The sequence below is a fragment of the Cupriavidus sp. L7L genome, from assembly GCF_004353535.1.
GTDB classification, from domain to species: Bacteria; Pseudomonadota; Gammaproteobacteria; order Burkholderiales; family Burkholderiaceae; genus Cupriavidus; species Cupriavidus oxalaticus_A.
Genome location: NZ_SMNY01000022.1, coordinates 431291 through 441723, shown reverse-complemented (window position 1 = coordinate 441723; position 10433 = coordinate 431291). Strand labels below are relative to the sequence as shown.

The 10433-nt window shown below is 65.7% G+C and carries 12 protein-coding genes; 2 read left to right on the top strand and 10 right to left on the bottom strand.

The genetic code is table 11. The features are described from left to right. On the bottom strand, window positions 1–1098 hold a 1098-nt coding region (gene fliF, locus E1J61_RS21555), incomplete at its 3' end, for a flagellar basal-body MS-ring/collar protein FliF (protein WP_133096019.1). Between the two features lie 397 nt (window positions 1099–1495). Here fliF and fliE point away from each other — a divergent pair. Next, on the top strand, window positions 1496–1819 hold the full coding sequence (gene fliE, locus E1J61_RS21550) for a flagellar hook-basal body complex protein FliE (RefSeq protein ID WP_133096018.1): 324 nt from the start codon (window positions 1496–1498) through the stop codon (window positions 1817–1819). A 117-nt stretch (window positions 1820–1936) separates the two neighbouring features. Here fliE and E1J61_RS21545 read toward each other — a convergent pair whose 3' ends face one another. From E1J61_RS21545 to E1J61_RS21510, 8 genes are all read right to left on the bottom strand, one after another. Beyond that, the gene (locus E1J61_RS21545) at window positions 1937–2224 is read right to left on the bottom strand and encodes an EscU/YscU/HrcU family type III secretion system export apparatus switch protein (protein ID WP_133096017.1); all 288 of its coding nucleotides are present in this window, start codon (window positions 2222–2224) and stop codon (window positions 1937–1939) included. Further along, the gene (locus tag E1J61_RS21540) at window positions 2221–3537 is read right to left on the bottom strand and encodes a flagellar hook-length control protein FliK (protein WP_133096016.1); all 1317 of its coding nucleotides are present in this window, start codon (window positions 3535–3537) and stop codon (window positions 2221–2223) included. The genes E1J61_RS21545 and E1J61_RS21540 overlap by 4 nt, the downstream gene beginning before the upstream one ends. A 106-nt stretch (window positions 3538–3643) precedes the next feature. Further along, the gene (locus E1J61_RS21535) at window positions 3644–3976 is read right to left on the bottom strand and encodes a flagellar protein FliT (RefSeq protein ID WP_133096015.1); all 333 of its coding nucleotides are present in this window, start codon (window positions 3974–3976) and stop codon (window positions 3644–3646) included. 1 nt (window position 3977) lies between these two features. Beyond that, window positions 3978–4385 (bottom strand): flagellar export chaperone FliS, encoded by a 408-nt coding sequence (fliS, locus tag E1J61_RS21530; RefSeq protein ID WP_133096014.1) that lies wholly within the window; start codon window positions 4383–4385, stop codon window positions 3978–3980. Window positions 4386–4430: 45 nt separating this feature from the next. Then, window positions 4431–5855, bottom strand: coding sequence for a flagellar filament capping protein FliD (fliD, locus tag E1J61_RS21525; protein ID WP_133096013.1), 1425 nt, complete (start codon window positions 5853–5855; stop codon window positions 4431–4433). Between the two features lie 29 nt (window positions 5856–5884). Further along, window positions 5885–6238 (bottom strand): flagellar protein FlaG, encoded by a 354-nt coding sequence (locus tag E1J61_RS21520; protein ID WP_133096012.1) that lies wholly within the window; start codon window positions 6236–6238, stop codon window positions 5885–5887. A gap of 172 nt (window positions 6239–6410) precedes the next feature. Then, on the bottom strand, window positions 6411–7238 hold the full coding sequence (locus E1J61_RS21515; protein WP_133096011.1) for a flagellin: 828 nt from the start codon (window positions 7236–7238) through the stop codon (window positions 6411–6413). A gap of 225 nt (window positions 7239–7463) precedes the next feature. Beyond that, window positions 7464–7781: an RNA chaperone Hfq gene (locus tag E1J61_RS21510; protein ID WP_133096010.1), complete on the bottom strand. Its 318-nt coding sequence runs from the start codon at window positions 7779–7781 to the stop codon at window positions 7464–7466. A 954-nt stretch (window positions 7782–8735) separates the two neighbouring features. Here E1J61_RS21510 and E1J61_RS21505 point away from each other — a divergent pair. Beyond that, window positions 8736–10172, top strand: a complete 1437-nt coding sequence (locus E1J61_RS21505; RefSeq protein WP_371704646.1) for an MDR family MFS transporter — start codon at window positions 8736–8738, stop codon at window positions 10170–10172. Here E1J61_RS21505 and E1J61_RS21500 read toward each other — a convergent pair. After that, window positions 10132–10431: a hypothetical protein gene (locus E1J61_RS21500; protein ID WP_133096009.1), complete on the bottom strand. Its 300-nt coding sequence runs from the start codon at window positions 10429–10431 to the stop codon at window positions 10132–10134. The two genes, E1J61_RS21505 and E1J61_RS21500, sit on opposite strands and share 41 nt — an antisense overlap. Between the last annotated feature and the right edge of the window lie 2 nt (window positions 10432–10433).

Here is a 10433-nt window from a genome sequence, read left to right as displayed (position 1 = left end):
GGCCTGCGCGCCTTGCGCGGCCTGGCCTTGCTGGCCCGCCTGCCCTGCCTGGCCCGGCTGGCCGGCAGCGGGGGCGCCGGCCTGTCCAGGCGCCTGGCCCGCGCGCGGCGTCTGCGGCGTGGTCACCGGCGCGACCGCGGCAGCGGGCGGCTGGTTGGACAGCGCGCCCGGCACGCCGCCCGGCGGCGTCGCGCCCTGCTGGCTCGACTCGCTGGTCTGCTGGCTGCGGATGGCCGAGCGGTTGGGATCCTGGTTGGGCTTGTAGCTCTCGTCGGTGTGCTCGACGATGGAGAAGTCCACGTCGGCCGTCACCTGCGCACGCACGTTGTCCTTGCCGACGATCGGCGCCAGGATCGCCTCGATGCGCTTCAGGTAGTTCTGTTCCAGCGCCTGCACGTACTTGAGCTGGGTGGCGTCGAGCATGCGCTCGTTGCCGCTGTTCGACAGCAGGTTGCCGTGCTGGTCGACGATCGAGATCGACTTGGGCGTCAGCTCCGGCACGCTCGACGACACCAGGTGGCTGATCGCCGCGACCTGGCCCTCGTCGATGGCGCGGCCCGGGTAAAGCTGCAGCACGATCGAGGCGGTAGGCTTCTGGCGCTCGCGCACGAACAGCGTCGGCTTGGGGATCGCCAGGTGCACGCGGGCCGACTGCACGGCGGCGATCGATTCGATCGAGCGCGCCAGCTCGCCTTCCAGCCCGCGCTGGTAATTGACCTGTTCGGCAAACTGGCTGATGCCGAACTTCTGGTTGTCCATCAGCTCCATGCCCGCGGTGCCGCTCTTGGGCAGGCCCTGCGACGCGAGCCGCAGCCGCGTCTCGTGGACTTTCCCGGCCGGCACCATCACCGCGCCGCCGCCTTCGGCGAACTTGTACGGCACGTTCATCTGCTGCAGCGACTGCAGCACCGCACCGCCGTCGCGCTCAGACAGGTTGCTGTACAGCACCTTGTAGTCCGGCGCGCGCGACCACAGCACGCCCACGGCGATGGCGGCGGCAAGCGCCGCGCCGCCCAGCATCAGCGGCAGCCTGGGGTTGGCCTTCAGGCGCTCCAGCACCTCGGCCGGCCGGCCCGGCATGGCAACCGCCGCGGTCACGCGCGTGCTCCTGCGCCGGCGCCGCGATGCTCGCGACGGCTCGGGCGGTGATGGCGGCCATGGTCGTCGGCACGGCTCACGGCGCGGCTCACATTACGCTGCAGAGAAAACACGCGTACTCCCGGATCGATGGTTGGTCTGGCAAATGCCGGAAGGCGGCGCTCGGCGGCTGCCCGCGCTTGTCCGGCACGGTGGCAATGATCGGCCAGACTTGAGTGGGACAATGCCGCAAACAGACCCGGTTTTCCGCCCGATTTCGGGACATGGCGCGTGCGTGGCGGCGGGTACTCTGCAAACCGCTGAAAATCGGTGCGCCCCGTCTGCCTTGCCGGCATGAATGTGCTCGACGAGACGCGCCATCGACTGACCCGGCTACCAGCCGGCCCATGACGACGCCATGACCACTATCTCTTCCATCGAGTCCATGCTGCAGCAGTTGCGCGGCCTGTCACAGGTTGCCTCGGGCAACAGCGCCACCCAGTCGGCACCGGTTGCCGGCGGCGGCTTCGCCGGCGAGCTGCAACGCTCGCTGGGCAAGATCAATGCGGCGCAGGAGCGCGCCTATGGCCAGGCCGAGGCCTTCGAGCTGGGCAAGCCGGGGGTGGCGCTCAATGACGTGATGATCGACCTGCAGAAGGCGAATATCTCGTTCCAGACCGGGGTGCAGGTGCGGAACCGGCTGGTGCAGGCGTATCAGGAGATGATGAGCATGCCGATCTGATTGGCGCGGCAGGATTGCCGCGCACAGAGCAAAGAGCCCCTGGCCGCGTGCGCATGCCAGGGGCTCTTTGCCTTTCAGGGATGCGTCAGGGCATGGCTGGGCCAGACCAGCAGAAGTTCAGGTCCGCGGCTCCGCGATGTCCATGCCCGATTCCAGGTGGTAGATCCACGCCAGCAGTTCGGCCACCGCTACATACAGCTGCGGCGGAATCTGGCTGTCCAGGTCCACCTGCATCAGCAGGTTGACCAGCGTGGGCGAGTCGTGGATATAGACACCCGCTTCCTTGGCGCGGGCGATGATGGCGTCGGCCACCACGCCATAGCCCTTGGCAATCACCCGCGGTGCCTGGTTGTTGTGCGGGTAGCTGAGTGCGATGGCCGCGCCGCGGTCTGCGCCTTCGCTCATGACGTGGCTCCTGCAGCGAGGTCGTCCTGGGTCTGGATATTGAGCCGCTGCAGCGGGATGCCCTGGGCTTCCAGACGGTTGCGCAGCAGCGGCCGCGCGGCGATCAGGCGCGCGGCGATATCGGTCTCGCCGGTGGCGACACGCGCTTCCAACCCGGAGGGGCCCAGCGTCAGCAGGGCTTCCACGGTACCAAGGCTGGGCAACTGCAAGCGGATCCGGCTCGACCACGGCCGGCTCGCGTCGTCGGGGCCGTGGCCATTCGCTTCGGGATTCGTGCGCTGGATGTCCCACTCCATGGCTGCGCCGGGCCATGCTTCGCCGGCAAAGCGGAACTGCTGCGTGGCGAGCAGTTCGAGTTGCTGGCGAACTACGGCTTCGGTGGCCGGATGAATTGCTGGCCCGGCGGGCCCGACGGACGCGGCTTGCCGGGTGGCTTCGGCGGCAACGTTGTCGTTACCACTGCCGACATCGGCGGCGCGCGCTTGCGATGCCATCGGCTCTGCAACGGGTGGCCGCGCGGCATCCGCGGTGGCCTGGTATGCCTGCGTTGCCAGCATGCCGGTGGAGGGGCGAGGCGGCGGGCTGTCGGCATCGCGGCTGTACACCGCGGTGGAGCCTGTGCCCTGTCGCACACCCTGTTCGGACGGGGCATGGCTATGCGCCACGCGCGGATTACGCGGAGAGGCCAGCGCTTCGGCCAGCACCTGCGAGGCCGGCAGCAGCGGCGGCATGCTCGGGCGCGGTATGTCGCCGCCGGCAGGGCTGCTGTAGGTGAGCATGCCCGGAGTGCCCTGCGCCCCAGCCGGTTGCCCCGGCGAAGGCGGCAGCGCCGGGCCTGCCACGGCAGCCTGCGGTTCCTGCAGGATCGTCGACAACGCACGAGCCCCGCTGACCCACTGCGCGAGGTGCGACTCATAGAACAGTCCGCTCTGGCGCACCGCATTGGAAAGCGCGGCTGCGGCGGCCTGCGTCGATCCCGCACCCGGGGGCATCGGCAACAAGGGCGAGCCGGGCTTGACCGGCAGCGGCTCCGCACCTTCCATCACGGCCAGGATCGCGCGTGCCGCACTGCTGAGCGATTCACGCGTCGACGTGCCCGGCAGCAGCGACGCCTGGCCTGGCAGGCCATTCGCGCCAGCGGCCTGCTGGCTGTTGCGGATCGCCTGGCCGGTGGAATTCTGGACGCTCGATTCCGTGGTTTCGGACACGGGCTGCAGCGCGGCCAGCCTGTCGATCGCCAGCGCGGGGCGCAGCAGTTGGGGGTCCGGGGCCTGACCGGATGCCAGGCCGGGTGGCAGGTGGATGCCGGTCATTTTTCAGGAATTAGTGGAAAACGCGGCACGGCGCACGGACGTGCGTGTGTGTGGGCAGGCGAGGGCGCGCGCCGGGAGCGGCGCGCGGTATCTGTCTGGCTGCCGCTCAGGCCATGGCGCCGTACGCCGACGCAAGCTCCACCTGCCGGCGCGAACTGGTCAGCATGTCGCCGAGCTTCTTCAGTTGCGGCACAGCCAGGTCACGGATGCGGGCATCGTATGTGAGGATGCGATCCAGCAACTGGTAGCGGCGCATGCGCTCGGCATCGGAGAATGAGGCCTCATGATCGAGCTGGCGCAAGTGCTCGACTTGTTCCAGGTAGCTGCCCTGCAGGTCGCTGACGGTGTCCCAGTCGCCCGCCTGGGCGGCGTCGTACATGCGGGACGACAGGGCCAGGATGGCTTCGTAGGAGGTGACGATGGGGGAGAAGGGTGCCATTTCAGTTGTCCTGTAAGGCTTGCTGCGGCTCGTCGATCTGCGCCCATGCTGAAGCCAGGCTTTCCAGCAGCGTATCGACCTCGGCAAGCAGGGCCGCGTCGCTGCGCAGGTTGGCCAGCAACAGCCGGCGCACCATGTATTCGTACAGGGACTCGAGGTTGGCGGAGATTTCGCCGCCCGCGTTGTGGTCCAGCACGGCACGCAGGCCGTTGTCGATGATGTCGATGGCTTTGGAGATGGCGTTGCCGCGAGCGGCAATGTTGCCGCCTTCCAGGTGGAACTTTGCCCGCGCGATGGCGGCGCGCGCGCCGTCATACAGCATGCCGATTAGCTGCGTGGGGCTAGCGCTCATGGCCTTGGTCTGGACGCCGATGGCAGAGTAGGTGTTGGCAGCAGAACGTGCAAACATCGCGATTCCCTTCCGTTGTGGTCAGTTGCGGCCGACGGCTGCCGGTTACTTGGTGCTGACGTTGTTCATGGCGCTGAACTGCTGCGTCAGGTACGAACTGGTCGAATTCATGCGGTTCACCAGCATGTCAAGCTGGGTGAACTGCTGGCGATAGGTGTCCATCATCGCGGAGATGCGGGCGTTTTCCGAATCGTAGCGGTCGCTCAGGATGCGCAGAGTCTTGTTGATGCCGTCGGTGGCATTGGTCAGCGAGCCGTTGCTGCCGGTAATCTTGCTGACCAACTCGGACATCTGGTTGGCCAGGCCGGACTTGCCATCGGCACCGGAGAAAAACTGGGTGACGCCGTTCAGGTTGTTGGCAAGAGCCTTGTCCAGCTTGTCGGCATCAAGCGTGAGTGTGCCGTCCGTCGCGAAGGCGAGACCGGCTTGCGTGAGGACGTTGATGCCGTTCGCGCCGCCTGGTTGCGCGGTGTTGAGCGCGGCGCGCAGCTGCGTCTGGATATTGCGAAGCGTGCTGTCGCCGGTCAGCGTGGACGCCGTCTTGGTGTCAGGATCAAAGGCGGTCAGCGACTTCGCAGTGCTTTGCAGTTTGTTGTAGGCATCGACGAACGCCTTCACGGCGGTAGTAATAGTCGCCGTATCCGATTTGACTGAAACCGTACTGGTGCCGAGCGCCAGCAGATTGAGTGTCAGGCCTTGTGCTGCGCCCGCCACGGTATTGTTGACGCTGGTGACTGGAATGCCGTTGATGGTCAGGCTAGCGTCGGCGCCGGGCACGCTCTCGGCCATCGACTTGATGCCGGCTGGATCGTAGGTGACAAGATTGGACAGTGCGGTCGGGTCATCTGTGCCGTTATCAGTCACGCTGATGCGCATGGTAGCGGCAGCGCCGCCGGCGGTGGAGGTCAGTGCCAGGCGATAGGGTGTGCCGCTGCCATCGTTGACGATACTGGCGGTGACGCCGGCATTTGCCTTGTTGATAGCGTCGCGGATCCCGGCGAGGGTGTTGTTCCCGTTGCCGATAGCGATGGAAACTGGCGCACCGCTGCCAAGTGTAAAGGTGCCGCCGCTGGTGGTGCCCAATTCAATCTTGATCGTACCGTTGCCGATCGCCGTATTGGTAGCGGCGGCGCCGTCAGCCACCAGCGACTGGGCGGAGGCCAGCTTGTTCACGGTGATGGTGTAGCTGCCGGCCACTGCCGTGGAATCTGCCGACGAGGTCAGTGTTGCGGTATTGGTGGAGGTCGTCGTGGCGGAGCCGAACAGACTCTTGGCACCCAATGCGCTGGCAGCGCTTTGAAATGCGGACAGCGCGCTCTTTACCTGCCCATAGGCGGACAGCTTGGCGTTGTAGGACTGCTGCTGAGACTGGATGGCGGCCAAGCCGGCGCTTTCCGCGTTCTGAATATTCGTCAGCAGGGTGCTGAGGTCAAGACCGGAGCCAATGCCGAGAGAGGAGATGGATGCCATGTTTCTTTACCTTCTTAGGATGTCACAAACTATGCGGTCTGTTCAATCAGCAGTCCTTGCAACCTGTCAATTGCGCGGCTGATGCGCAGCGCCTCTTCCGACGGTATCTGACGAATGGTGTCGCCGCTTTCCCTGCTCACGAGCTTGGTCACCACACGGTGCGTTTCGGCATCAATGGTGAAGCGAATGTCGACCGGCGAGCCGCGCAGCGCTTCGATGAGGCTGTTGAGTACGGTGGCCAGCGCCTCCGTGCTGGCCGGACTGGCATCGCCTTCGCGCCTGTCCGCTTCGGCCTTGGTGCCTGTCTGGCGCTCGGTGGTGGGAGGCGCGATGCCAGGCAGTGAGACAGCCGCGGACTGCGGTAGGCCGGTCGGACTGAGCATGCTCTAACTCCGTAAGGGCAGGTCGGATGGTGGCTGGTGGCGCGTCAAGATCTCGGGAATATGTTCGCTTGTCAGGCGCCGGGCAGCGCTTCCAGAGCGGCGCACCGCTCTGGAAACATTCCATGCGAACCGGCGCAATGACCGGCTCGCATGATGCGGCGACCGGTGCGAATTAACGCAGCAGTGACAGCACGTTCTGGGTGGTCTGGTTGGCTTGTGCCAGCACGGACGTACCTGCTTGTTGCAAGATCTGGGCGCGCGACATGTTCGACACTTCCGTCGCGTAGTCGGCGTCCTGGATGCGCGAGCGCGAAGCCGACAGGTTGGTCACGGTCGTGCCCAGGTTCGAGACGACGGACTCGAAGCGGTTCTGGGAAGCGCCCAGGCCGCTGCGGGCTGTGTCAACTGCCTGGATGGCGGTGTCGATCGTGGCAAGTTCGGTACCGGCGAGGGCGGTCAGGTCCAGGGCGTTCACGCCCAGCGTGGTAGTGTCCGCCTTCGCGGCGCTGAGATCCAGATCGATGGTCTCGCCGTCCTTGGCGCCGACTTGAATCTTGACCACACCGGCCGCACCGGCGGTGCCGTCCAGCAGGTTCGTTCCGTTAAACGAGGTCTGCTGCGACAGACGGTCGATTTCAGCTAGGCGTGCCGTCACTTCATCTTGCAGCGATTGCAGGTCGCTGGCCGAATTGGTGCCGTTGGCAGCCTGCACGGTCAGCGTGCGGATGCGTTGCAGGTTGTTGTTGACCTCGTTGAGTGCGCCTTCTGCCGTCTGCGCCATCGAGATGCCGTCGTTGGCGTTGCGCTGAGCTTGCGTCAAGCCATTGATGTTCGCGCTGAAGCGGTTGGCGATGGCCTGGCCGGCAGCATCGTCCTTGGCGCTGTTGATGCGCAGGCCCGACGACAGGCGCTGGATCGCGTTATTCAGCGATGATTGAGAGGTCGACAGGTTGTTCTGGGTTTGCAGGGACAGCGTGTTGGTGTTGATAACCATCGCCATGGTACGGCTCCTTTGAGTTCAGTAGAGATTGCAGTCCGGCAGATGCCGTAACGTTGGCTGCCTGCTTTGCAGGGCGTAGAGTGCCTCCGTTGCAAGGGTTATCGACCGCCCCCGGCAAAGGTTTAGAGTGATCTCTGCAAGAGTTTCAGGCGGTATCGCCGGGGGCGCCCGGGCGTGCGTCGGCCTGCCAACAGGCCGCAGGAGTGTGGTGTTGCGATGGCTGCTTCAGCGCCGCTTGCGCGTCCGCGGTATATAGATAGGCACGAATTCCGCCGCAATCGCCGGATCGATCCCCACCGCCGGCGTGTCCAGCGGTGTCACCAGGCAAATCGCCTGCTTGTAGACAATGGTGGGCTGCGGATCGTCCAGCCGCCGGCCGAGCAGCACCATGTAGTTGTCCGTCGCCAGCACGATCCCCTGCAGGCGCGTGCCGTTGGACAAATAGACGACCACCGGCGCGCGGTTGGCCGATTGGGCGGCGAGGTGCTGGTACTGCAGTTCCTTTCGGCTGGAGCGCTTGGGCCGGAATTCCTTCTTCTTCACAACGACTCCGGAAGAGCCCGCAAGGGTTCTGGCGGCTGATAACGGTCCGTTGGCCGGCGGCTGGGTAGGCGGCACGGCCAGGGCGGCAGGGAAAGATCCGCTCTCGGAACCGGCCTCGGGTCGGGACGTCGGCGCCGCGACGCCTGCGGGCCTCTTGTGCGGGCCCCGGGGTGTCGGGCACATGCCGGCGAGTGGCGCTGCCAGAAGAGAAGGGGAGTACTTCAGCGCCGAGAGTAACAAAGCTTTACAAGGGTCGACGGGCACAGTGCCTCGCCAGACCTAGAGCGTTAACTCTACAAAATTTGTTGCGCTCGGAGCTGTAGTATTGTAACGGTTTTGTGCGCCTGCACAATGATCTTCGCCAGCCGTGTCCACCAGCCCTGACATCGTCGGGCACGCAGTGAAAACCTGAAGGAAAGTCAAAATTCGTCCTGAAGTAATCTCAGGACCCAAATCGCTAAAACTGCCCGAATTGTCGCGTAACAGGGATTCCCCTGATAGAAGCGGGATTTACACCTCATGTAAGCGCGTTTATATTCTTGGCAAGAGCTTGGTTCCAAGCTCTTGTAGTTCTGGAAAGCCTACGAGCACCCCGCGCGTGGGCTTCTTTTTTTGGTGCCTGCGTCGTTTGAGTCGCGCTCTGTGGCGCCGTGGCCGGGAATAAACCGACCGTTCGGGATGCCCAGCGTGATTAAAAGCCAACTTCCGGACAGCCAATTCACTGAACTGCGGGTGTTTTTGCCTCTTATTCTCATTTCCCTTCAAGAACTCTGCGCTGACCGCCGATAGCGCGCCTGCGCTGCCGTATTGCCCTGGCGCGCCGGGGCACGGCAAGCACCGGCGGCGGGAAGCGCCTACAATAGCCGCTCTTCTTGACTCCGCAACAAGAGCAGGACCGGTCACACCGCGGCCTCACCGCGCCGCTTGCCGCGATCCTGCCGTCCGCAGGTGCACATGACCGCCGCCCCCTCCCAGCCGCCCTCGCAAGCGGCCGTTGCCGCTGACCCTTCCGCTTCCTCCGGCGCCCAGCGCAACACCGGCGCGCCCGTGCCACCGGTGCCGGTCATGCAGGTGATCTTCGGGCTGATGCTGGCGATCCTGCTGGGCGCGCTGGAGCAATCGATCGTCGCCGTGGTGCTGCCCGAGATCGCGCTGCAGCTCAACGGCTTCGACAACATGGCGTGGGTGGTCTCCGCCTACCTGGTGGCATCGACCGTCACCACGCCGATCTACGGCAAGCTCTCCGATTTGCTCGGCCGGCGCTCCGTGCTGTCCTTCGCCATCGTGCTGTTCCTGCTGGCTTCCGCCGCCTGTGCGCTGGCGCAGACGATGCCGCAGTTGATCCTTGCGCGCATCCTGCAAGGCCTGGGCGGCGGCGGGCTGCTGTCGGTGTCGCAGGCGACCATCGCCGACGTGGTGCCGCTGCGCGAGCGCGGCCGCTACCAGGGCTATGTCAGCGGCGTGTGGGCGGTGGCCAGCATGGCCGGCCCGGTGATCGGCGGCTACCTGGCGCACTTCCTGTCGTGGCGCTGGATCTTCTGGATCAACCTGCCGCTGGCGCTGCTTGCGCTGGTGACGGTGCGGCGCGCGCTGCGCCACCTGCCAGCGGGCGGGCGCCGCCATCGGATCGACTACCTGGGCGCGCTGCTGTTCGGCGCGGGGCTGAGCGGCGTGCTGGTGTTCCTGACGCGGCTCGGCCAGGGACAGTCGCCGTCGCGACCCGATACGCTGGCGCTGCCGCTGGCCGGCCTTGCCTGCCTGGGGCTCTTCATCTGGCAGGAGCGCCGCGCGGCCGATCCCGTCATTCCGCTGGCGATGCTGCGCGTGCCCACCGTGGCGATCTGCTGCATCACGCTGTTCCTGTGCTTCTTCCAGCTGATTGCCATGTCGGTGCTGCTGCCGCTGCGCTTCCAGGTGGTGGCCGGCGCGCAGGCCGATGCCGCCGCGTTGCGGCTGGTGCCGCTAACACTGGCGATTCCCTTCGGCGCGTTTGCGGCGGGCCGGCTAATGTCGCGGAGCGGGCGCTACAAGCCGCTGCAGATGGCCGGCGCGCTGGTGGCGCCGCTGGCGATCGCGGCGCTGGCGTTTGTCGATCCGCGCGCGGTGTGGCTGTGCGCGCTGGTGATGGTGGTGCTCGGGCTTGCGATCGGCCTGCAGCTGCCCAGCGGGCTGGTGGCGACGCAGAACGCCGTGCCGCTGCAGCACGTCGGGATCGCCACCGCGCTGACGGCGTTCTCGCGCATGCTCGGCGGCGCGGTTGGCGTGGCGGTGCTGACCACGGTGCTGATCGCGCTGCTGCGGCACGGCGGCATGGCGGTCGGTGACCTAGTACAACGTCTCTTAAATAGCTTTAATAATCATCGGGCTGCAAATACGGATGCAGGAGCGTGACGACCAGCTGGGCCATCTCGTCGAGCGAGCCTGTGCCTGGCAACGGTTCCCAACGCCCGCTATGAGTGCGAAAGGCGGCGCCATAACGATTGCGGCCGAGCTCGGTCAGCCGAGCCACCACGGTCGGTTCGTCGTCGTCCAGACGTTTGATCAGCAGGTGACGCCCGTAGGCCTGCGTGATGATGTGCTCGTGGCCGAGCAGGCTGCGCAGTTGCTGCTGCAATTTGGCAGCGTAATGTTTGGCGGGTAAGGCTGACATGC

What these genes read in the sequence shown, in the direction of transcription:
- fliE (WP_133096018.1), top strand. Translation starts at nt 1,496, where the DNA reads ATGACCACTATCTCTTCCATCGAGTCCATGCTGCAGCAGTTGCGCGGC.
- E1J61_RS21545 (WP_133096017.1), bottom strand. Translation starts at nt 2,224, where the DNA reads ATGAGCGAAGGCGCAGACCGCGGCGCGGCCATCGCACTCAGCTACCCG.
- E1J61_RS21540 (WP_133096016.1), bottom strand. Translation starts at nt 3,537, where the DNA reads ATGACCGGCATCCACCTGCCACCCGGCCTGGCATCCGGTCAGGCCCCG.
- E1J61_RS21535 (WP_133096015.1), bottom strand. Translation starts at nt 3,976, where the DNA reads ATGGCACCCTTCTCCCCCATCGTCACCTCCTACGAAGCCATCCTGGCC.
- fliS (WP_133096014.1), bottom strand. Translation starts at nt 4,385, where the DNA reads ATGTTTGCACGTTCTGCTGCCAACACCTACTCTGCCATCGGCGTCCAG.
- fliD (WP_133096013.1), bottom strand. Translation starts at nt 5,855, where the DNA reads ATGGCATCCATCTCCTCTCTCGGCATTGGCTCCGGTCTTGACCTCAGC.
- E1J61_RS21520 (WP_133096012.1), bottom strand. Translation starts at nt 6,238, where the DNA reads ATGCTCAGTCCGACCGGCCTACCGCAGTCCGCGGCTGTCTCACTGCCT.
- E1J61_RS21515 (WP_133096011.1), bottom strand. Translation starts at nt 7,238, where the DNA reads ATGGCGATGGTTATCAACACCAACACGCTGTCCCTGCAAACCCAGAAC.
- E1J61_RS21505 (WP_371704646.1), top strand. Translation starts at nt 8,736, where the DNA reads ATGACCGCCGCCCCCTCCCAGCCGCCCTCGCAAGCGGCCGTTGCCGCT.
- E1J61_RS21500 (WP_133096009.1), bottom strand. Translation starts at nt 10,431, where the DNA reads ATGTCAGCCTTACCCGCCAAACATTACGCTGCCAAATTGCAGCAGCAA.